Origin of the sequence: Kitasatospora sp. NPDC056731 (genome assembly GCF_040687675.1) — a bacterium.
Taxonomy (GTDB): Bacteria; Actinomycetota; Actinomycetes; order Streptomycetales; family Streptomycetaceae; genus Kitasatospora.
On the sequence record NZ_JBFBNR010000077.1, the window covers coordinates 1 to 21,328 of the forward strand.

The following is a 21,328-nucleotide window of genomic DNA, read 5'->3' on the forward strand; positions in this document are numbered from 1 at the left end:
CCGCGCAACGTCGAGTGGTTCCACTCCTTCCTGCGCTCGTTCGGCGTCGCCGGCGGGACGGTCCTGGTTGTCCCCCGGGCGCGGCCACGGTGTCGTTCGGGCTGGGACCCGTGGACGTCAGGTCGTCCAGGAGACGGTGAACGCCTCGGTGTCGATCAGGCGCTGCGTCTGGACGAAGCTGCCGTACTTCCCGCCGGCCGCCTTGTTGACCGGGAGCGGGACGTGGCCCCGCACGCACGACTCCTTGTACGTGACCGGGTGTCCGGTCGTCTCACGGAACGTCCAGTTGCCGTTGGTGAGTTGGGGGACGATCTCGGCGCACAGCCCGCCGTTCGTGCCGCCCTGGTACGTCCCGGCGAAGGGGAACTCGTCGCAGCTGTCCTCCGGGAACGCGACCGGGTCCAGCTGGGCGAACGGCACCGTGCTCTGCGCGCCGCAGGTGCGCTTGCGGTTCGGCTCGCTGTCGCCCTTCAGTCGCGTGAACTGCTTGGGCATGTTGGGCAGGTAGTTCAGTGCGAAGGCGTAGGTCGCGGCCGCCGCACCGTAGTCCGTCAGGGAGTAGGACAGGTCGGGCCGGACGTCGGCGTAGACGCATCCGGGCGAGCCCTTGCCCGGCTCGTGGACGGCGTTGTCGCAGCGGACCTTGCGCGGATTGGTCCAGTTGACGTTCGGCTGCAGGGGGATGGCGTTGTCCTGCGTGACGTACATGTGGTATTCGTTCGCCAGAGAGTCGACAGCCCCGACGGCGGGCGAGTCCGAGTACAGGACCGTACCCTGCGCCGACGTCCCGGGCGTCAGCGTACGGGCGCCCGCCCAGGGCTTGGCCGCGCCCATCTGGCAGGGCGCCGTACAGCTGGCGTCGAACGCGATGTTGAGGCTCGGCACGTTGCTGGTCGAGGACACCATGGTGACCGTCACCAGTTCGGTCCACATCGAGCTCGTGGCGCTCAGCGACATGCTCAGGTTGATCTTGAGCTGGGCCGAACCGATGGCGGTGCCCTTGTCGTCGCGCAGCGTGTAGGTCGTGGTCATGTCCTTCAGGCACGACCCGAACCGCTCGTACGACCAGTACCCCGCGCTGCCGATCGAGCACGCCCCGGCACCGTCCTGCGTGCTGCTGACGGCCTCGGAAACACTCCTACGACCCGCCGGGCCGTCGGTGACCTGCACGCACTCGGCCGCCGCACCCGCCTTCCCAGGCGCCGACCCCACGGCCACCTCCGTGCACTGAACCCCACCCGGCTCGGCCTTCACCGACAGGTCCTGCCGGTCCGCGGCGCTCACCGCCGTTCCCGGCCCCCCGATCCCCGGCAGACCCGCTGCCCCGGTGCCCGACTGAGCCGCCGACATGCCACCCGAAGCGACGACGAGCGAGACCGCGGCCGCCATCGATGCGGCCAGGGCGACCAGGCGCCGACCATGACGTTTCATCAACTTCCCTCCCCAAGAAGGCGCGAGTGCCATCAGTGGCACCAGCTGTCACTTGGGGCACACGGGTCGCAGCGCCCAGTGGGTTCACCCGGGTGGCGCAAGGGGCGAGAACGAGACAGAGATACAGAACCGGTGGACGCGGATGGTGTGAGTGGACGTTAAGTCCGTTTCTGGTAGCGGCCTCGTCCGGGTTGAGCGAGGAAGCCTTGGCGGGTGAGGCGTCCGAGGCGGCTGCGGGTGATGTTGACGGACGCCTCTTCGGTGGGCACGCCGAGGAGTTCGTGCAGCTCGCGTGCCCGGAATGCCTGGTCGGGATGCTGGTTGAAGGCGTTCACGATGGCCTGGTAGGTGGTGTTCGTCTCGGGTGGTTCTGATTCGGCTCCTGCCGGTGTGACCTCCGCGATGATCTTTCGGGCGGTGGCCAGGTCCGTGAGCCGCGCTTCGGTCTCGGTCAGGTCGGCGGCGAGCTCTTCGATCCGGGCGCGTAGTTCTGCTGCCTGGGCGGCGGCCTCGTCCTGCCGGCTCTGGAGGTCTGCCAGGAGTTCGGCGACGTTCACGCGGCCAGTCCGAGGGTGTCGCGCCAGGCCGGGGCTGGTGCGGTGAGGCGGCGGGTCAGTCTCGCCAGCTGACCGACCCGGATCCGGTGGGGGCGGGCGCCGGAGGAGCCCCCACCGGGGCTCCCGCGCGGCCGGAAGCCCAACACCTCCGATGGAAGGACACTCGCGCCGCCGTTCGGCCAGACGCAGCGAAACGGGCGCGGCACCGCCGCATCGGCCGAAGGCCGATGCACCACCTGCGGCCGGCAGCTGAGAGGACGCCGACCGCACAGCATGTGAGAGATGCTGGCCGACCCCAAGAACAGCCGCTCCGCATCCCCCGGTTCGCGGTCCTCAGCCCGACCGCTCGCCAGCCGGGACGTCATGACTGCATGCAAGTTGAAGCGATATCAGCGCTTGCAGCATCAGGGGCTGCGATCCTCGGGGTGCCCGCTGCCTTGATCGTCGGCCTGCGGCAGACTCGCGCTGCCCAGCGGAATGCCGAGGTCGCCTCGCAGGCGGCCCACGATGAATGGCGCGGCAACACGCGACGAGAAGCCGCGATCACGTTCGTCCTTGCGGGGGAACAGCAGCTGGAGACGATCAGGGTTCTTAAGATCGCTGAGAAGACATTTGATTTGGACGAGGTCGCGCAAATGTGGCGGGAGCTGCTGAATGCTCTGGCTCTGGTGCGGATCGAGGGTCCGGAACCGTTCTCAGCGAAGGCTGCCCAAGCCTGGAAGACCTTGAACTCGGTCACGCTCGACGTGGTTAGCGCCCATAGGCGTCTAACTCCCGTACTGTTATTGCGATCTGCGGCCGACCAGGGAGATTAAGTCGCGAAGATGGTCCTGAAAGAAATCAACCGCCCTCGGGAAAATCCCGTGCCCGCAGCAGTCTGGGCGGCACTGAGGGAGAACCAGCTGTTCTCTCCTAGACCTCGGCGCTGGCTCGGCGTGCTAGCCTGCGCGTTTCATCCGGGGTCGCGTCCGGATCATGATCGGAAAAGCGAAAGTGCCTTCTGAGCTGCAACGATGAGGCTTGTCTAAGGTCCCAGTCGTACCAGCAGGAAGGCACTTTCTGCGTGCAGACTACCCGGTCACGCCCCAAGCTCGTCGTCAGCGCCGACGGGCACGGGGTGGTCAACCACGCCGGCTCGCGTCTGCTGGCGGATCTGGCCGACGCCACCACCCTGACGAGTGCTTTCTCCGACGCGCTGCACCGGCTGCGGCCACGCGGGACCGGGCACGACCCCGGCCGCGTCGCGGTAGACCTGGCGGTGATGCTCGCCGACGGAGGCGAGGCGATCCGGGACCTGGCCGTGCTGCGCGACCAGGCCGAGGTGTTCGGCCCCGTCGCCTCCACCCCGACCGCCTGGCGAGTGCTCGCCGGCATCGACACCGCAGCCCTGAACGCACTGCGGGCAGCACGGGCCAGGACCCGCGAGGTCGCCTGGCTGCAAGCGGACGAGACCGGACGCGCCATACCCGCATCCCACGCCGGAGGGCGTGAACTACCGGGCCTGGTCCTGGACATCGACGCCACCCTGGTCACCTGCCACTCCGAGAAGGAACAGGCGGCCGCCACCTACAAACGCGGCTTCGGCTACCACCCGATGCTCTGCTTCCTGGACAACACCGGCGAGGCCCTGGCCGGCCTCCTGCGCCCCGGCAACGCCGGAGCGAACACCGCCGCGGATCACATCACGGTCATCGACGCGGCCCTCGCGCAGATACCCGACGCCCACCGCCACGGCGCCCCGGTCCTCGTCCGAGCCGACAGCGCGGGCAGCGCCAAAGCCTTCCTCGCCCACCTACGCGCCCTGCGGCAGCGAGGTATCCAGACCACCTTCTCCGTCGGACACGCCGTCACCGAACAGGTCCGCAAGGCCATCCGGGTCCTACCCGACAAGGTCTGGCACCCGGCCCTGGAACAGGACGGAACCCTTCGCGTCGGCGCCGAGGTCGCTGAGCTGACCGGCCTGGTCGACCTCACCGGATACCCGGACGGCACCCGCATCATCGTCCGCCGCGAGCGTCCCCACCCAGGCGCCCAGTTGTCCCTGTTCGACCAGGACGAAGGCATGCGCCACCAGGCCTTCCTGACCGACACGCCCGTCGCCGACGGCGGCTCGATCCAGCACCTGGAGGTCCGCCACCGCGCTCACGCCAGAGTCGAGGACCACATCCGCTGCGGCAAGACCACCGGCTTCGGCCGCTTCCCCTCCCGCCACTTCGCCATCAACCAGGTCTGGCTGGAGCTGTCCCTGACCGCCATCGACCTGCTCGTCTGGGCCCGGACCCTGCTGCTGGAAGGCGAGTTGGCCACCGCCGAGCCCAAGAAGCTCCGCTACCGCCTCCTGCACGCTGCGGCCCGGATCACGCGCGGAGCGCGCCGCCTATACCTGCGGATCGCCGCCACCTGGCCCTGGCGCCACGAACTGACCGCGGCGTTCAGCCGCCTGGTGGCACTACCCCGACCGGCCACCTGACAGGCCAAGCCGCCCCTGACCACCACGACACAAGGACCCAGGAGTACCCGGCCATCGCGCCGGGCCCTCGGCATGCCCAACATCTGACGGCAGCCCCGCGACCTCCGATACAGGGATCGCCCCAGATCAGCCGACGCAAACCGAAACACGGAGGCTAGGTGGGACGGCCCTGGACCGCGGCCGGGCCCACGGCCGGTGGTCTCCTTTGGCGACTCGTACGCCCAGTTCCGCAGGGAACTTGTTGAATTCAGCGACTCAATTCGCGAACAGTTTGACGCGTCCACGCCTATTTTGTCGTCTCGTCGGGCCAGCATCATCGGGCGAACGAGTGAGCACCGCGAACTGCTGTGGTCGTCTGAGTGGGAGGCCGCGGAGCAACCCCCGCGAGCGCGGGGCCGATGCGTTCGGCGCCGACTCCAAGATCCGCGCGAAGGAGCAACCCCCGCGAGCGCGGGGCCGATCCCCGAAGAGAAGGTGCTCCTGCCGTGAGCCAGGAGCAACCCCCGCGAGCGCGGGGCCGATGCCGTCCTGGCATTCGCGCAGGTGGCGCAGGTGGAGCAACCCCCGCGAGCGCGGGGCCGATTGTGGGAGGGCTCGAAGATGGGGGCGGACATGGGAGCAACCCCCGCGAGCGCGGGGCCGATGGCGGCGAGCTCGGCGAGCAGGGTGTCGGCCCGGAGCAACTCCCGCGAGCGCGGGGCCGATGTGCACTCTCGGTACAGGGCCAGGGCCTGCCGGGAGCAACCCCCGCGAGCGCGGGGCCGATCTTGGCAGCGACAACCGCGACAACGCCAGCGCCGAGCAACCCCCGCGAGCGCGGGGCCGACCACCGGTCGCGCACCGGCCGCGCCCCTATCAAGGAGCAACCCCCGCGAGCGCGGGGCCGACACTTCCTGACCTGCGGTGATTAGCGGGCGAGGGGCCTGATTGATTCAGTTCGATTGGTAGAGGGCCCGTCGAACAGTCGATGCGTTGTTGCCATCTCTCTTTGCCCCAGGGCTGGTTGTTAGTGCCGTGGCCTACGTTCTCGAAGCGTACTCGCAGGTGGAGGTTGAGACGATGGTTGAAGACCGTTGGCAGCAGCATCCGCCCGAGGTCAGGAGCTGGCTGGGCGTGCTGTGGGGTAGGTCCGTCGGGCAGAGTGGGGGCGGCGGTCGATGCCGGGTACCGTCACGGTATGACGACCAGCGACTTCGTTGTGGTGACGACGACCCATGACGACGAGACGAAGGCCCGTGGGCTCGCTTCGGCGGTGATCCGTGACCGCTTGGCCGCGTGTGCGCAGGTCTACCGTGTCCAGTCCGTCTACTGGTGGGACGGTGCGGTGCAGGACTCCGCCGAGTGGCGGGTCGACTTCAAGTCCCGGGCGAGCCTGGCTGATCGGCTGTGCGCGCGCATCGTTGAGCTGCACTCCTACGACACGCCGGAGGTCGTCGGGGTGCCGGTGATCACTGGATCGGCCGCCTATCTGGAGTGGGTGGCCGCTGAGACGCGAAGCTGATCGGCAGTTACTTCAAGGAGGCCCGGATCTCGTCTCGAAAGGCCTGGGCCGCCGACGATGCCGGGAGCTGGTCGGCCCTCACCTCCCTGTGGACCAGACCAGAGCGAGCGCGGCCCGCACGGACAGGCTGCTCGCGGAGGCTGGCGTCCGACAGGCCGGAGCGGTCCCCATGGAGGAGGCCAGCCAGTGGGTGCGAGACGCCACCACCACCATGGACCAGGCCCGGCAAGACGGCACGCTGCGGCTCCGCGCGCACCTGACCAGCATCCAGCCCATGGCGCTGCTGACCGAGGACCCGCGCCGAGTCGTCTGCTGGCCCTGCTACACCGAGGCCCGAGCGACTCGGACCTGTTCGACCTGCGGGTCTCCGGCGGGTTCGGCGTCGCTGCTGGGCGGTGTCGAGTCGATCGTGCGCGGCCCCGCGGTGCTGTACTCGCGGGTCATCTGTGCGTCGTGTGCGGACCTCGGCCATCTGGTGGGGACGTTCGGCAACGGGTGGGGCTGAGGCCCCATCATGGGTGACCCGGCAGGACAGGCACAGAGAGGACGCCATGAGCGCGACCATCCCCCCTAAACGCCAGGGCGCTTGGAGTCGGGGCCGCCGTGAGACCGCGGGCCCAAACCGCGGGCGGCACCCCCTGATGCCGCCGCCGGGCGAGATCCCGATCCTGGCGGACGAGGAGATCGAGGAGGACGACATGACCCCGCAGAAGGACCCCAGTGGCGGCTCGGGCGGAATCGGTGGCCCGAAGGCACCGCCGGCGGCACCGAAGACCCCGCCGCCGCCGGCCGACCCGCCGCCGAACCCCGAGAAGTGACTCCCCGGCCGGCCGGCCGTACGGCGGTGCGGCCGGCCAGTCCTACTCGTCACGGACCAGGCGCCAGAGCGGGATCCCGATCGCGCGGGCGATCGCGCTGAGCTGGTCGAGCGTGGGCGGGACGAGGCCGGAGCAACCCCCGCGAGCGCGGGGCCGAGCGCCCGCTTCACTGCACCACCCCATGGCGGCCAGAACAACCCCCGCGAGCGCGGGGCCGATGCGAAGGCCGCGCTGCACATCGACACTGGCGAGGAACAACCCCCGCGAGCGCGGGGCCGACTTGAAGACCAGCCCGCGCAGCCAGACCTACCAGGAGTAACCCCCGCGAGCGCGGGGCCGACGAGCCCTGGTCCACGCCGTAGCCCCGGGCGGTGGGGCAACCCCCGCGAGCGCGGGGCCGATCGGCGGGCAGCTGCCTTCTGGTCGTCGCGGCGCGAGCAACCCCCGCGAGGGCGGGGCCGGGGGGGAGCAATCCTCGCGAGCGCGGGGCCGATCCCCTTCGCCCTGGACACGGCAGTAGCCGGCCGGAGCAACCCCCGCGAGCGCGGGGCCGATCGCCAGAACGCGCGGGTGCGACAGTGGGCCGCGGAGCAACCCCCGAGAGCGCGGGGCCGATGGGGTCCGGCAGCACCGATGCTCCAGGAGACAGGAGCAACCCCCGCGAGCGCGGGGCCGATTCCCCGGATGTACCTGACCGACAGGTGCGGGAGGAGCAACCCCCGCGAGCGCGGGGCCGATCTGCCCTGTGGGCCACGGGAATTCCCGAAATAGGAGCAACCCCCGCGAGTGCGGGGCCGATACGTGATCTCTGCCATGGGATCGGTCCTTCTCGGAGCAACCCCCGCGAGCGCGGGGCCGATACGGAGTTGGCCCAAGCCTCCGCATCAAACCAGGAGCAACCCCCGCGAGCGCGGGGCCGATACCGGGGCGGGAGTTGACTCCTCCCCCAACACAGAGCAACCCCCGCGAGCGCGGGGCCGATCCGCTGCTGCCATGGGATTCGTTGAGGGACCGGGAGCAACCCCCGCGAGCGCGGGGCCGATGCGTGAGTTCAAGGTCGAGGCCAACGTCGGCAAGAGCAACCCCCGCGAGCGCGGGGCCGATAGCGGGGCGAAGGCGCTACCGGGCGCGACGGCGGAGCAACCCCCGCGAGCGCGGGGCCGATCGCTGGGCGGACTGCTTGTTGGCGTAGGCCGCGGAGCAACCCCCGCGAGCGCGGGGCCGATATTTCAAGTGAGTCGCCGTTCGCCAGCGACGTGGAGCAACCCCCGCGAGCGCGGGGCCGATACCGGCCAGCCCGGCGACTGGGGCCACTCCCCGGAGCAACCCCCGCGAGCGCGGGGCCGATTCAACGGGGGAGCCCTGGCCGACGCCGGAGGGGGAGCAACCCCCGCGAGCGCGGGGCCGATTTGCGCGTGACCTCCTTGACGACGAAGCCGCCGGAGCAACCCCCGCGAGCGCGGGGCCGATGGGTGACGATCTCGTGGCTCATGACTGCTCTCAGAGCAACCCCCGCGAGCGCGGGGCCGATCTCCTCGGCGCCATCAGCCCCAGCCTGTTCGTCGAGCAACCCCCGCGAGCGCGGGGCCGATGGCAAAGCGGCGGTGCGGCGCCGTCACTCCCCGGAGCAACCCCCGCGAGCGCGGGGCCGATGAGTCCGGCAGGGCCGTCACCGACCCCGCCGCGGAGCAACCCCCGCGAACGCGGGGCCGATTATCTGGCAACCCTACGGCCCACCGCCGAGGCGGAGCAACCCCCGCGAACGCGGGGCCGATACTTCCTGACCTGCGGTGATTAGCGGGCGAGGGGCCTGATTGATTTAGTTCGATTGGTAGAGGTGCCGTCGAACAGCCGGTGCGTTGTTGCCATCTTTCTTTGCCCCAGGGCTGGTTGTCATTGTCGTGGCCTACGTCCTCGAAGCGTACTCGCGCGTGGGGGTTGAGACGATGGTTGACGGCCGTTGGCAGTGGTACCTGCCCGAGGTCAGGGGCTGGCTGGGCGTGCTGTGGGGTAGGTCCGTCGGGCAGAGTGGGGGCGGCGGTTGATGCCGGGTACCGTCACGGTATGACGACCAGTGACTTCGTTGTGGTGACGACGACCCATGGCGACGAGACGAAGGCCCGTGGGCTCGCTTCGGCGGTGATCCGTGACCGCTTGGCCGCGTGTGCGCAGGTCTACCGTGTCCAGTCCGTCTACTGGTGGGACGGTGCGGTGCAGGACTCCGCCGAGTGGCGGGTCGACTTCAAGTCCCGGGCGAGTCTGGCTGATCGGCTGTGCGCGCGCATCGTTGAGCTGCACTCCTACGATACGCCGGAGGTCGTCGGGGTGCCGGTGATCACTGGATCGGCCGCCTATCTGGAGTGGGTGGCCGCTGAGACGCGAAGCTGATCGGCAGTTACTTCAAGGAGGCTCGGATCTCGGCTCGAAAGGCCTGGGCCGCCGACGATGCCGGGAGTTGTTAGGCCAGTGCGGGCAGCCGTACTCGTCCCATGGTCGTCTCGGCTTCGAGCGGGCTGGTGAGGGCGCGGCGGCCGATCTCGACGGCTTGGTCGACGGCGTCCGCCGTGAGGTAGCCGGCCGCGACGTCCCCGCGCACTGCGACCGGGATCTTCCGGTCGTCCTCGCCAGCGTGCTTGGCGGCCGAGCCCCGCCGGGGAGCAATCCCCGTCGCGAGCGCGGGGCGACTATGCGCGCGGGTCTCGCGGGTGTGTCGTGTAAGGGCAACCCCTGCGAGTGCGGGGCCGACTCAACGGTAGCCCAACTTAACGCAGGGAAACGGAAGTACCCCCCGCGCTCGCGGGGATGACCCGAGGTCTACCAGCCGTCCGACTGGCAGCGCGAAGTAATCGCCGCGAGCGCGGGGCCGACCGGCGGGCGCCAGGCATCTGGGCCTTTGTCGCCCGAGCAACCCCCGCGTGCGCGGGGCCGACGGCGACTACTACGACGGTGACCACCCACTCAAGGAGGAACCCCCGCGAGCACGGGGCCGACGACGTGTCGGCGGTGACCTCGATCTCGGACAGGGAGCAATCCCCGCGAGCGCGGGCCCGACCCGTCGTGGCGGTAGGGGGACGGCGGCTGGCCGGAGCAATCCCCGCGAGCGTGGGGCCGACCGGTCACCCCGACGGCAAGCACGAGCCGATGGTGAGCAGTCCCCGCGAGCGCGGGGCCGATCCGTCAAGTGAGAACTTGACGAAGAGCTGCCGGGAGCAATCCCCGCGAGCGCGGGGCCGATGCACCTTGTGAACGGAGGGATCCCTATCGAGCGGAGCAATCCCGCGAGCGCGGGGCCGATCAGTCCTGTGTGGCCGCCGTCGTGGACAGCCGGGAGCAATCCCCGCGAGCGCGGGGCCGACCAACCATGGGCCTCGGCGAGGCCGGTCGCGAAGGAGCAATCCCCGCGAGCGCGGGGCCGACCAGTCGATCGCGGGCAGCTGCTCGTGGAAGGCGGAGCAATCCCCGCGAGCGCGGGGCCGACCTCAACTCCCGGGAGTTCTAAACCCGTTACGGGGAGCAATCCCCGCGAGCGCGGGGCCGATCCGGGACCACAAGGCTCTGTCGGCCAGCACGAGGAGCAATCCCCGCGAGCGCGGGGCCGACGCGGTGAAGCCGGGGCAGCTGGCTCCACCGGCGGAGCAATCCCCGCGAGCGCGGGGCCGACTCCAGGACGTCCTCGGTCACCGGCAGCGGTGCGGAGCAATCCCCGCGAGCGCGGGGCCGATAGCCGGCGGGCCAGCTTGTGCGGCGGCAGCGGGGAGCAATCCCCGCGAGCGCGGGGCCGATGGCGACCGCACCATCGACGTCGCTCACAAGGCCGAGCAATCCCCGCGAGCGCGGGGCCGATCGCTCCGAGACGACCGCCGACCGGTCGGCGGCCGAGCAATCCCCGCGAGCGCGGGGCCGACGCTTTCTGACCTGCGGTGATTAGCGGCCGAGGGGCCTGATTGATTCAGTTCGATCGGATGGCAGCCCGGAGGGGAGTCGATGTATGACCGTCATATTTCTTTGCTCCGAGGCGAGTTGTCAGTGCCGTGTCCTACGCTCTCGAAGCGTACCTGCACGTGGAGGTTGAGACGATGGTTGAGGATCGTTGGCAGTGGTACCCGCCCGAGGTCAGGGGGTGGCTGGGTGCGCTGTGGGGTAAGTCCGCCGGGCGGGCTGGGGGGACGGCCAACCTTCTGCTGTCGCACATGCTGGACACTGCGGCGGTGGCCGAGATTGTCTGGGACCGCTACCTGCCGCCGGTGACGCGGTGGCGCCTGGACGCTCTGGCGGGGGGTGCGGGTAAGGGGCGGCGTTTGTTCGCCTGGTTGTGCGGGATCCATGACTGTGGCAAGGCCACCCCGGCGTTTCAGCATCTCGATGCCGCCGGCGAGGCTGCGGTCCGTCAAGCGGGGCTCACCTGGGACAAGTACGCGGTGAAGGGCTCGTCTTGGCGGCACGACAAGGCCGGTGGCCGGGTGCTGAAGGCGCTGCTCACCGAAGCGAAGTGGTCGCAGGAGCAGGCCGGTTGGGTCTGGCCGCTGGTCGCCGGCCACCACGGGCTGATTCCGACGTTGGGGCAGCTGAGCCCGCCGAAGAAGAACGAAAAGCTGCAGGGAATCGGCCGGCCCTGGAAGCTCGCGCAGTCGGCGCTGGTGGAGGTGTTCTCGCGGGAGCTCGGCTATGAGGGGGAGTCGCCGCTGGCCGCGGTGGAGCCGGTGCTGGTGCCGAGCCGTGCGGCGCAGCTTCAGCTGTCCGGTTTCGTGGTGATGGCGGACTGGATCGCCAGCGACGAGCGGCACTTCACAGGTGTATCCGATCTGGCGAAGGTGACGTTGCATCAAGCGCGGAGGCGGGCCGCGGTGGCGTGGTCGAGGCTCGAACTGCGCGGTGGATGGGGAGCGTTGGCGGCGCCCGGCCCGGAGGCGTTCCGGGACCGGTTCGGCCACGGGACCAGGCCTTCGCAGGAGTTGGTCCTCGACGTGGTGCGTCGGATGGGCGGGTCCGGTCTGGTGATCGTCGAGGCGCCGATGGGGGAGGGCAAGACGAAGGCGGCGCTGGCGGCGGCCGAGCTGATGGCAGCGCGTCACGGTGCGGACGGGGCGTTCCTGGGCATGCCGACCCAGGCGACGGCGGACCCGATGTTCACCCAGGTCCGGTCGTGGCTGCGCGAGGTCGGCGATGGGCTGGAGGGCCAGGTCGCGCTGCTGCACGGCAAGCGGATGTTCAACAAGGAGTGGCGCGGCCTGCTGGAGGGCGCGGGGGAGTGGGGGCAGGACGCCGACGACCCCTTCGCTTCAGTGGGGGAAGACGAGTTCGGTATGCAGACCGACTGCTTCGACGGCTGCGCGGACGGGGAGCGCCGGGCCCCCGCCGAGTGGTTCCTCGGGCGTCGCCGTGGGTTGCTGAGCCCGTTCGCGGTCGGCACCATCGACCAGCTCCTGTACGCCGCGACCCGTACTAAGCACGTGATGCTGCGGATGGCCGGCCTGGTGGGCAAGGTCGTGATCCTCGACGAGGTCCACGCCGCCGACGTCTACATGTCGCAGTTCCTGCTGGAGGGCCTGTGGTGGCTCGGGCAGGCCGGCGTGCCGGTGGTGCTGCTGTCGGCGACGCTGCCGCCGGAGCAGCGGCGCCGCCTGGTCGCCGCCTACCTGGCCGGTACGCGGTCGGCGGAGGCCTCGGCGGCCCTGGAGCTGCCCGAGCCGGAGGGCTATCCGAGCGTCACGGCGGCCTGGGCTGGGCCGGACGGGCGGCCGGAAGTGCTGGTGGAGAGCACCACATCCTGGCGTGAGGACCTTCAGGTGCGGGTCGAGGTGCTCGATGAACAGCCGACGCGGCCCGACGCCCAAGTCGCGCAGGATGACGTCGTGGTCGACTATCTGAGGGAGCGGCTGGTCGACGGCGGGTGCGTGCTGGTCATCCGGAACACCGTGGCCCGCGCCCAGTCCACGTTCGAGGCCCTCCGCGAGGAGTTCGGCGCTGATGTCCGGCTCCTGCACGGGCGCCTGCACGCCGGCCACCGGGCGGACCGTACGCAGGAGGTGCTGAAGCTCCTCGGACCACCGACCGAGGGATCCGGGCGCCCCGGCAGGATGATCGTCGTCGCGACCCAGCTCGCGGAGCAGTCCTTCGACGTCGACGCCGATCTGCTGATCACCGACCTCGCTCCGATGGACCTGCTCCTCCAGCGCATCGGACGCCTCCACCGCCACGACGGCGTGCAGCGCCCCCGCCGGCTGTCCCGGCCCACCGTTGTCATCGCAGGTATCCGCCTCGACGACGACGGCGTGCCGCAGATCCTGCGCGACTCCGAGGGGATCTACGGCCGCTACCTCCTGCTGCGCACGGCCGCCGAGGTCGAACGGGCGGCGAAGGCCGACGCAGGCGCGTGGGGCATCCCCGGCCAGGTGCCGGACCTGGTCGCCCGGGTCTACGGCACCGATCCCGTCGTCCCGGCGGAGTGGGCCGAGGCCGAGGCGCAGGCCCGGCAGGACTGGGAGAAGCGGCAGGCCAAACGCCGCGAGGAAGCCGCCCAGTACGTCCTGACCCGTGCCGGGGAGCACGGTTCGCAGACTCTGGCCGGTCTGCACTACGGAGCCCACGGCACGCTGGCGGAGGGGCAGTTCGAGGCGCTCGTTCGGGATGGGGACCGGAGCGTCGAGGTCGTGCTGGTGCGCCGCACAGGGGAAGACTTCCACGCGATGACGGGCCGTAAGCTCGGCCCCAACGGGACGGTCGCGGCCGAGATGGTGGACGACGTGCTCTCCGGGACGGTGCGCCTGCCCACCAAACTGACAAAGGTCGCCGAGCAGGCGCTCGGTCCGCTGTCGGGCTGGCGCGACCATCCATGGCTGCGATACAGCCTGGCCCTCGAACTCGACGAGCGCGGGGACGCTGCCCTCGGTGACTTCCAACTGCGCTACGACGACCTGCTCGGCCTCGTGGTGAGCGGAGGGCCCCAACGCGCCCCAGTACCGATAAAGGCGAGGGGGTGAGTCGAACAGGCGTCGCCCCACCCCCTCAACCCCGCGACCGCGGGGCCGACTTGCGGCCGACCAGGGCCGGAAAACACGGCCACGGGCCATCCCCGCGCACCAAAGCAGGCGGGGCCGGGGGCAATTCAAGCATTCACCCCACAACAGGCATCCGCCGGTGCCACGATGAACCAGCAACAAGCTAAACATGGCTAGTTGGGAGATCAGCGCGTGCCTGGGTACAACCTTGTCGACGAACCGTGGCTGACGGTACGACCCGTCGGTGGCGGGCCTCCCGTACAGGTGGGGATCGCTGGGGCCCTGGCCCGGGCCCACGAGTTCGAGGGCCTCGTCGTCGAGTTCTCCACGCAGCTCCCGGCCGTCCTGCGCCAGGTCCTGCTGCCCGTCGTCGCCGACGCCACCGGCGCGCCCCAGAACCCCGGGGAGAAGGGTGAGCGGCTCACCCGGGAGAGCGGCGGATTCACGGAGGGCGAGCTGGGCAGCCTGGAGACCTACCTCGCCGATCACCACGCGAAGTTCGACCTCTTCGACCCCGCCGCCCCGTTCGGGCAGGTCGCCGGGCTGCGCACCGCCAAGGACGAGACGAAGGGCTCCGCCGCCCTGGTGGCGACCGCGGCGAGCGGCAACAACGTCCCGCTGTTCGGCACCCGTACCGACGCGGACCCGCTCGACCTGACGCCGGCCCAGGCCGCCCACTGGCTCGTGCACGCCCACTGCTGGGACACCGCGGCGATCAAGACCGGCGTCGTCGGCGACGACCAGGTCAAGGCGGGCAAGACAACCGGGAACCCCACCGGCCCGCTCGGCCAGCTCGGCGTCATCATCCCCACCGGGCGCACCCTGTACGAGACCCTCCTGCTGAACCTTCCGCTCACCCCGCCCGACAACCTCGGCCTCCCGCAGTGGAAACGCGGCCCGCACGGCCCCGCCTGGCAGCCCCGCGCGGCCGAAGGCCTCCTCGACCTGTGGACCTGGCAGGCCCGGCGGATCCGCCTCATCCCGCACCAGGACGAGGCCGGGCAGCTGAAGGTGGCCCGGGTCGTCATCAGCGCGGGGGACCGGCTGACGCCCATGCCCGAGCAGGAGCCCCACACCGCCTGGACCTTCACCGCCCCCGCCAAGAAGTCCGCCTCCGCCCTGCCCGAGCGCAGGCCGCGCCGCCACACCCAGGGCAAGGCCGCCTGGCGCGGTCTGGAGGCCCTTCTCACGCCCACTCGCCAGGGCCCCGACGGCGGCTTCGAGACCAGCATCCTGCTCGACCAGATCAGCGCCCTGCAAGAGGACGACCGACTCCCCGCCGACTACCCGCTGCAGGTCGAGACCTTCGGCATGGTCTACGGCACCCAGTCCGCGATCGTCGAGGACGTCATCCACGACGCCATCCCCCTGCCACTGCTCGCCCTCCAGCAGGACAGCGAGGCCCAGCTGCTCCTCCTGGACGTCGCCGAGCAGGCGGAACGGCTCGCCCAGGCCGTCAGCAACCTCTCCGCCGACCTGCGCCGGGCCGCCGGAACGGACCCCATCCCCTGGGACAAGGGCCAGCGACCGGGCGAACTCCTCCTGCACACCCTCGACCCCCTGGTGCGCCGCCTGCTCGCCGGCGTCTGCACCGCCGGCGCGGACGACGAGGCCCTGGAGCGGGGCCGGCTCGCATGGGAACAACTCGCCCACCGCCAGGCGTGGGACGTGGCGAACACGCTCCTGCTGGCCGCACCCGCCACCACCTTCGGCGGCCGCACGATCAGCCAGGGCGGCAAGGCGGGCAAGACGCAGACCTACCGGCTCGGCACCGCGGGCGCCAACTTCCGGCGCCGGCTCGACGAGATCCTTCCCCGGTACGCCGACGCCGTACGGGAAGCGGCCGCCGCGCGGGCGGCCGAGACCGGCCCGGCCCTCGACCACGACCCCGGAGCGGACTTTGACGACTGAGCACACCGCCGGCGCCGCCGCTGAGCACGCCACCCCCGCTGAGCGCATCGCCGCCGCTGAGCGCACCACCGCCGCCGCCCGAAGGCGCCGGTACTGGGACGAGTTCACCGGCCCCGACCACAACTGGCGGTACGACCCCCGCACCAAGCAACCACGCCGGCCGCCCGGCGAGGACCTGGCGGCCCTGCGCTCCGGCCTCGGGCGCCCGGTCATGGACAGCCCCAAGATGTGGCCGCTCTACAGCTGCGAGGTCAACGACGTCCTCGCGCTGCGCGACGAGGTGTCCGACGAGCAGAAGGCCGAGCACGCCGCGCTGGCCCTCTACGGCCTGCACCAGCAGAGCCAGTCCAAGCCGATGCACCGCCGTGGCGTCAAGCTCGGGGAGGCGCTGCGAGTGCTGCGCCGCAGCGGCAAGGTCAGCGAGGAGGCGCTCGACACCCGGGTCGCGCAACTCGCGGGCGCCACCAGCGTGTCCGCGCTGCTGGTCCACCTGCGTGGGCTGATCACCCAACTGCGTTCCATCACGCAGCCGTTGGACTACAGCCACCTGATGGCCGACATCCAGGCCTGGCACAGCACCGACCGGCGCCCGCAGGTCCGTCTCAAGTGGGCGATCGGCTACCAGGCGTGGAAGGACAAGACGCCCGCCGACTGAGCGTCCGACACACCCGGACCACCACCCCCGAGGAGAAGCGCATGACCGCCCGCCTCTACATCGACGTCCACATCCTGCAGACCGTCCCGCCGGCCAACCTCAACCGGGACGACAACGGCAACCCCAAGGAGGCGTACTTCGGCGGCAAGCGCCGCTCGCGCGTCTCCTCCCAGGCCTGGAAGCGCGCCACCCGCATCCACTTCGCCGAGAGCCGCGACCGGCAGGACCTCGCCACCCGCACCAAGCGGATCGCCGCCCAGCTCGCCAAGGGCATCGCCGAGCGCGCCGGCATCGAGGCCGAGGGCGCGCAGCGGATCGCCGACGCCCTGATCAAGTCGACCGGGATCTCCGCCGGCAAGAAGGAGGGCGACACCGCCTACCTCCTCTTCTACGGGCGCCGCCAGCTGGACGGCATCGTCGACCTGGTCGCCGACACCGCCGCCGACCTCGCCGCCCTCGACGCCAAGGCCCTCGACGAGGCCGTCAAGGCCCTGCCGGTCAAGGAGCAGTTGCAGAGCGGGCACCCGGCCGACGTCGCGCTCTTCGGCCGGATGGTCGCCGACATCCCCGGCCTGAACGTCGACGCCGCCACCCAGGTGGCGCACGCGATCTCCACCCACGCCGCCGAACTCGAATTCGACTACTACACGGCTGTAGACGACGAGAACACCGCCGAGGAGACCGGCGCCGGCATGATCGGCACCATCGGCTTCAACTCCGCCACCCTCTACCGCTACGCGACCGTGGGCCTGCACCAGCTGCGCGGCAACCTCGGCGACGACAAGGCCGCCGTCGACGCCGTCGACCTGTTCGTCGACTCCTTCGCCCGTTCCATGCCCACCGGCTACGGCAACTCCTTCGCGCACCGCACCCGTCCCAGCCTGGTGGCCGTCGTCGTACGCGCCGACCAGCCCGTGAACCTCGTGTCCGCGTACGAGAACCCCGTCCCGGCGAGCCGGGGCATCGTGGCCGAGTCCGCGCGCCGGCTCGCCGTGGAGTTCGCCACCGCCACCGAGCAGTGGGGAGACAGCCCGCTGTACGTCGGCATCTGCCACACCCTCGGTGCAGACACCGGTGCCGACGAGTCCGCGCAGCAGCTGGCGGAGGCCTTCGGCGCGAACCGCACCTTCACCGAGCTGCGCGACGGCCTGCGCACCGCCCTCACCGAGCGGGTGAACGACAACTGATGCCCGCCGACCCGACCCCCGTACCGGCCCCGGACCCGCAGGGCGAGGACCAGGCGGTCCTCGTCCTGCGCCTGGCCGGCCCGCTCCAGTCCTGGGGCGACCGCAGCGCCTTCAACCGCCGCGACACCCCGCCCCAGCCGACCAAATCCGGCGTCGTCGGCCTGCTCGCCGCCGCCGCCGGACTTCCCCGCGAAGCGGACATCACCGGCCTGGTCGGCCTGCGCCTGGGCGTGCGCATCGACCAGCCCGGCACGCTGCTGCGCGACTACCACACCGTCAGCGACTACCGGGGCCGCCCGCTGCCGCAGAGCGGCGTCAACGCCAAGGGCGTCCAGAAGCCGACCTCCCCGGCCAAGGACACCCACGTCACCCACCGCTACTACCTTCAGGACGCGGTGTTCGTCGCCGCCGTCCAGGGCCCGGCCGGCCTCGTCGCGACGCTCGCCGAGGCGATCCGCCGCCCCGCCTTCCCGCTCGCCCTCGGCCGCCGCTCCTGCGTCCCCACCCAGCCGATCGCCCTCGGCACCGTGCGCACCGGAGCCCTGGAGGACGTGCTGGCGGACGAGCCCTGGCAGGCGGGCACCGCCGCCAAGGCCGCCTACCGCCGACGGGCCGAACGCGGTCCGGATCCGTTCTCGCCCCACCGGATCGACCTGGCCGCGACCTTCGACGACCCGGCCGGCGACGACACCTTGCAGGACGTCCCGCGCTCCTTCGCGCCCCGCGAACGTGGCTTCACCACCCGGCGGATCCGCCACGCCTGGCTCAACGTCCCCACCGGCCTCGCCCCGTCCGCCGCCCTGTCTGCCGCGTCCATCCCGCCCACCCCGCCCACCACGACCGCCCAACCGGCCACTGCGGCCGGCGGCCACGACCCGTTCGCCCTGCTGGGCTGGTGACCAGATGACCTACCTCTCCCGCGTCCGCATCAACCCCCTGCGCGCCGCCAGCCGCACCCTGCTCGCCAACCCCCGCGCCCTGCACGGCGCCGTCACCGCAGGCATCCCCGACCCCGCCGCCGGCGACCGGATCCTCTGGCGCCTCGACGCCGACCACCCGCGCCGCCCCACGCTGCTGGTCCTCACCCCCTCCAAACCCGACTGGACCCACATCGTCGAACAGGCGGGCTGGCCCGACGCCGAAGGCGAGCACTACGCGGTTCGCGACTACAGCCCGCTGCTCGCCCAGCTCGCCGTCGGCCGCGAATTCGCCTTCCGCCTCAAGGCCAGCCCCGTCCAGAACACCTCCAAGCCCGCCAAGGCGAGCCCGCACCGCACCAAGACCGCCGCCGAACTCCACCACCGCTCCTACCGCATGGCCCACCGCACCGCCGCCCAGCAGCTCACCTGGTTCCTCGACCGCACCCAGCGCTGGGGCTTCACCATCCCCGAAGCGCGCACCGACAGCGCGGCGCCGGGCCTCGAACCGCCGGCCTCGGACACCCCCGCAGAGGCACAGCAGCCCGCCCAGGAGGCCCGGATCACCGATCGCAGCCGCAGCACCTTCACCAAGCCCGGCACCCGCAGCCCGGTCACCCTCACCACCGCCACCTTCGAAGGCCGGCTGCGCATCACCGACCCAGGGCTCCTCCAAGCCGCCCTCCTCGGCGGCATCGGCCCCTCCAAGGCCTACGGCTGCGGCCTGCTCACCCTCGCCCCGCTGCCGACCGGACACCACTGACCGATGGCCGACATCTGGTGGAAAGCCCACCCCCACGACCTGCACCGCCTCGCCGACCGCGTCTCCAGCGTCTACGTCGAGCGCAGCCACATCGACCGCGACGAGAACGCCGTCGTCGTCATCAACAAGCGCGAGACCGTCCGCGTCCCGGCCGCCATGGTCGCCGTGATGCTCCTCGGCCCAGGCACCCGCATCACCCACGGCGCCGTCAACCTGCTCGCCGACTCCGGCACCACCGTGTGCTGGGTCGGCGAGCAGGGCGTGCGGATGTACGCCGCAGGACTAGGCCCCAGCCGTGGCGCGGCCCTCCTCAACCGGCAGGCCTGGCTGGTCAGCCGCACCAAGGAACGCCTCGCCGTCGCCCGGACCATGTACCGCATGCGCTTCCCCGGCGAGGACGTCAGCGCCGCCACCATGCAGCAGCTGCGCGGCCGCGAGGGCGCCCGTATCCGCAAGCTCTACCAGGCCGAGTCCCGCCGAACGGGTGTTCCCTGGAACGGCCGGGTCTACAAGGCCGGCGACGCCCACGCCGCCGGCGACGACCTCAACCGCCTCCTGTCGGCCGCCAACGCCGCGCTCTACGGGATCTGCCACGCGGTCATCACCGGCCTGGGCGCCAGCCCCGGCCTCGGCTTCGTCCACACCGGCCTGGCGACCTCGTTCGTCCTCGACATCGCGGACCTCTACAAGGCCGAATACACCATCCCCCTCGCCTTCGACCTCGCCAAGCAGGGCCACACCGAGGAGCGCGACGCCCGGCTCGGCCTGCGCGACCGCATCGCCGAGGACAAGCTGCTCGGCCGCATCGTCCACGACGTCAAGGCCCTCCTCAGCCCGGACGGCACCGAGATGCCGGACGTCGAGGTCAACGAACTCTGGGACGAACGCGTCGGCACGGTCCAGGGCGGCGTCAACTGGTCCGGGACGGAAGGCACGCCGACGCCCCCAGTCTCCGACCCGGGCATGGGAGACGAACACCTGGCCATCATCGGCCCGGAGTTCACCCAGGACACGGACAGCACATGACCGTCATCATCCTCATCGCCGCCCCCGAAGGCCTGCGCGGCCACCTCACCCGCTGGATGGTCGAAGTCAACGCCGGCGTCTTCGTCGGCACCCCCAGCCGCCGCATCCGCGACCGCCTCTGGGACCTCCTCGCCACCCGCATCGGCGACGGCCAAGCCGTCCTCGTCGAACCCGCCACCAACGAACAGGGCTGGACCGTCCGCACCGCCGGCAAGGACCGCTGGAAGCCCGTCGACTTCGACGGCCTGATCCTCTCAGCCCGCTCCCGCCGATAAACCCGCAGGTCACGGAGCATCGGCCCCACACGTGCGGGGATTGCTCCTCCCCGTCGATCCGCGACGCAAGCTGCCCATCGTAGGCCCCGCACGTGCGGGGATTGCTCCGCGGGATTCCCGTTCGGCGTGGTGGTGCACAAATAGGCCCTGCACGTGCGGGGATTGCTCCGGCTGCGGACAGCTTGGATCCGGTTGGCGGAGGTAGGCCCCGCACACGCGGGGATGGGCTGGTTCAGGGGCGAAGTGCCCAGTGGAGGGCCTGTTTTCAGATGTGCGGTGCTCTGGGAGCATGGTGCGATGGATCATCGGCAGATAGTCAGTTCCGGCTCGCCCCTCGAACCCCAGATCGGCTTTTCCCGGGCGGTCCGCAAGGGGTCACACGTTGCAGTCGCGGGGACTGCTCCCATCGGGGACGGCGGGACGACCGTGGGGAAGGGCGATGTGTACGCCCAGACTGTCAGGTGTCTGGACATCGCGGAGGCCGCGCTGAAGGAGGCGGGGGCATCGTTGGGGGACGTTGTGCGGACCCGTCTCATGCTCACCGATGTGACGCGTTGGAAGGAGGCCGCGCGAGCGCACGGGGAGCGGTTCGCGTCGGTGCGTCCGGTCTGCACCGTCGTTGAGGTCTCGCGCTTCATCGATCCCGAATGGCTCGTTGAAGTGGAGATCGACGCCATCCTCGACTGATTCCGGACGGCGCTGGTCGCGGCCACACGTGGGTGGCCGCCGATCTGGCCGTCCATCATGCCGGACGGGCCGACCAGGTGGACGCCCGCGTCCGCCTGCACCCGGGCCATCTCGGCGTAGCGCTCCAGGGTG

The 21,328-nt window shown here is 71.0% G+C and carries 19 protein-coding genes, 1 pseudogene and 5 CRISPR repeat arrays; of the genes and pseudogenes, 16 read left to right on the plus strand and 4 right to left on the minus strand.

The annotated features are described in order from the left end of the window. Positions 1-117: 117 nt before the first annotated feature. Positions 118-1,032, minus strand: coding sequence for a hypothetical protein (locus AB0R04_RS37690; protein WP_063352309.1), 915 nt, complete (start codon positions 1,030-1,032; stop codon positions 118-120). On the opposite strand from AB0R04_RS37690, the gene AB0R04_RS37695 reads away from it, so the two are divergent. Continuing rightward, a complete protein-coding gene (locus AB0R04_RS37695) occupies positions 1,031-1,231 on the plus strand; it encodes a hypothetical protein (RefSeq protein WP_063352310.1) in 201 nt (66 codons plus the stop codon). The genes AB0R04_RS37690 and AB0R04_RS37695 overlap by 2 nt on opposite strands. A 358-nt stretch (positions 1,232-1,589) precedes the next feature. Here AB0R04_RS37695 and AB0R04_RS37700 read toward each other — a convergent pair whose 3' ends face one another. Further along, positions 1,590-1,988 carry a hypothetical protein gene (locus AB0R04_RS37700; protein WP_363378545.1) on the minus strand — a complete coding sequence of 133 codons (399 nt, stop codon included), beginning with the start codon at positions 1,986-1,988 and terminating at the stop codon, positions 1,590-1,592. 371 nt (positions 1,989-2,359) lie between these two features. Here AB0R04_RS37700 and AB0R04_RS37705 point away from each other — a divergent pair, with 371 nt between their 5' ends. The 6 genes from AB0R04_RS37705 (at position 2,360) to cutA (AB0R04_RS37730) (ending at position 9,165) form a co-directional block, all read left to right on the plus strand. Beyond that, positions 2,360-2,803: a hypothetical protein gene (locus AB0R04_RS37705; RefSeq protein ID WP_363378547.1), complete on the plus strand. Its 444-nt coding sequence runs from the start codon at positions 2,360-2,362 to the stop codon at positions 2,801-2,803. A 248-nt stretch (positions 2,804-3,051) separates the two neighbouring features. Beyond that, the gene (locus AB0R04_RS37710; RefSeq protein ID WP_363378548.1) at positions 3,052-4,458 is read left to right on the plus strand and encodes an IS1380 family transposase; all 1,407 of its coding nucleotides are present in this window, start codon (positions 3,052-3,054) and stop codon (positions 4,456-4,458) included. Between the two features lie 371 nt (positions 4,459-4,829). Then, positions 4,830-5,346: direct repeats of the CRISPR family, unit length 28 nt; unit sequence GGAGCAACCCCCGCGAGCGCGGGGCCGA. A gap of 289 nt (positions 5,347-5,635) precedes the next feature. Then, a complete protein-coding gene (gene cutA, locus AB0R04_RS37715; protein WP_363378549.1) occupies positions 5,636-5,959 on the plus strand; it encodes a divalent-cation tolerance protein CutA in 324 nt (107 codons plus the stop codon). Between the two features lie 169 nt (positions 5,960-6,128). Then, positions 6,129-6,464 carry a hypothetical protein gene (locus AB0R04_RS37720; RefSeq protein ID WP_363378551.1) on the plus strand — a complete coding sequence of 112 codons (336 nt, stop codon included), beginning with the start codon at positions 6,129-6,131 and terminating at the stop codon, positions 6,462-6,464. Positions 6,465-6,510: 46 nt separating this feature from the next. Further along, on the plus strand, positions 6,511-6,777 hold the full coding sequence (locus tag AB0R04_RS37725) for a hypothetical protein (protein ID WP_363378553.1): 267 nt from the start codon (positions 6,511-6,513) through the stop codon (positions 6,775-6,777). Positions 6,778-6,906: 129 nt separating this feature from the next. Next, positions 6,907-7,239: direct repeats of the CRISPR family, unit length 24 nt; unit sequence CAACCCCCGCGAGCGCGGGGCCGA. Positions 7,240-7,242: 3 nt separating this feature from the next. Continuing rightward, positions 7,243-8,552: direct repeats of the CRISPR family, unit length 29 nt; unit sequence GGAGCAACCCCCGCGAGCGCGGGGCCGAT. Positions 8,553-8,841: 289 nt separating this feature from the next. Further along, positions 8,842-9,165, plus strand: coding sequence for a divalent-cation tolerance protein CutA (gene cutA / locus AB0R04_RS37730; RefSeq protein ID WP_363378555.1), 324 nt, complete (start codon positions 8,842-8,844; stop codon positions 9,163-9,165). 70 nt (positions 9,166-9,235) lie between these two features. Here cutA (AB0R04_RS37730) and AB0R04_RS37735 read toward each other — a convergent pair whose 3' ends face one another. Continuing rightward, on the minus strand, positions 9,236-9,373 hold the full coding sequence (locus AB0R04_RS37735; RefSeq protein WP_363378557.1) for a hypothetical protein: 138 nt from the start codon (positions 9,371-9,373) through the stop codon (positions 9,236-9,238). A 183-nt stretch (positions 9,374-9,556) separates the two neighbouring features. Next, a CRISPR array of direct repeats spans positions 9,557-10,681; the repeat unit is 27 nt; unit sequence GAGCAATCCCCGCGAGCGCGGGGCCGA. A gap of 127 nt (positions 10,682-10,808) precedes the next feature. On the opposite strand from AB0R04_RS37735, the gene cas3 reads away from it, so the two are divergent. From cas3 to AB0R04_RS37780, 9 genes are all read left to right on the plus strand, one after another. Further along, positions 10,809-13,757, plus strand: a complete 2,949-nt coding sequence (gene cas3, locus AB0R04_RS37740; protein WP_363378558.1) for a CRISPR-associated helicase Cas3' — start codon at positions 10,809-10,811, stop codon at positions 13,755-13,757. 210 nt (positions 13,758-13,967) lie between these two features. Beyond that, positions 13,968-15,686 carry a type I-E CRISPR-associated protein Cse1/CasA gene (gene casA / locus AB0R04_RS37745; protein WP_363378559.1) on the plus strand — a complete coding sequence of 573 codons (1,719 nt, stop codon included), beginning with the start codon at positions 13,968-13,970 and terminating at the stop codon, positions 15,684-15,686. Beyond that, on the plus strand, positions 15,676-16,341 hold the full coding sequence (casB, locus tag AB0R04_RS37750) for a type I-E CRISPR-associated protein Cse2/CasB (protein WP_363378561.1): 666 nt from the start codon (positions 15,676-15,678) through the stop codon (positions 16,339-16,341). The genes casA and casB overlap by 11 nt, the downstream gene beginning before the upstream one ends. A 41-nt stretch (positions 16,342-16,382) precedes the next feature. After that, positions 16,383-17,528 carry a type I-E CRISPR-associated protein Cas7/Cse4/CasC gene (gene cas7e / locus AB0R04_RS37755; RefSeq protein WP_363378563.1) on the plus strand — a complete coding sequence of 382 codons (1,146 nt, stop codon included), beginning with the start codon at positions 16,383-16,385 and terminating at the stop codon, positions 17,526-17,528. Next, positions 17,528-18,427 (plus strand): type I-E CRISPR-associated protein Cas5/CasD, encoded by a 900-nt coding sequence (gene cas5e, locus AB0R04_RS37760; RefSeq protein WP_363378565.1) that lies wholly within the window; start codon positions 17,528-17,530, stop codon positions 18,425-18,427. The genes cas7e and cas5e overlap by 1 nt, the downstream gene beginning before the upstream one ends. 4 nt (positions 18,428-18,431) lie before the next feature. Beyond that, entirely contained in the window at positions 18,432-19,208 is a 777-nt protein-coding gene (gene cas6e, locus AB0R04_RS37765) for a type I-E CRISPR-associated protein Cas6/Cse3/CasE (RefSeq protein WP_363378567.1), read from the plus strand. Between the two features lie 3 nt (positions 19,209-19,211). Then, a complete protein-coding gene (cas1e, locus tag AB0R04_RS37770; RefSeq protein ID WP_363378569.1) occupies positions 19,212-20,234 on the plus strand; it encodes a type I-E CRISPR-associated endonuclease Cas1e in 1,023 nt (340 codons plus the stop codon). After that, the gene (gene cas2e, locus AB0R04_RS37775) at positions 20,231-20,509 is read left to right on the plus strand and encodes a type I-E CRISPR-associated endoribonuclease Cas2e (RefSeq protein WP_331744407.1); all 279 of its coding nucleotides are present in this window, start codon (positions 20,231-20,233) and stop codon (positions 20,507-20,509) included. The genes cas1e and cas2e overlap by 4 nt, the downstream gene beginning before the upstream one ends. Before the next feature lie 17 nt (positions 20,510-20,526). Beyond that, positions 20,527-20,679: a CRISPR direct-repeat array (repeat unit 19 nt; unit sequence CACGTGCGGGGATTGCTCC). Between the two features lie 127 nt (positions 20,680-20,806). Then, on the plus strand, positions 20,807-21,196 hold the full coding sequence (locus AB0R04_RS37780; RefSeq protein ID WP_363378571.1) for a RidA family protein: 390 nt from the start codon (positions 20,807-20,809) through the stop codon (positions 21,194-21,196). A gap of 38 nt (positions 21,197-21,234) precedes the next feature. Here the strand turns inward: AB0R04_RS37780 and AB0R04_RS37785 are convergent. Then, positions 21,235-21,328, minus strand: a pseudogene (locus AB0R04_RS37785) (hypothetical protein); the annotation flags it as partial.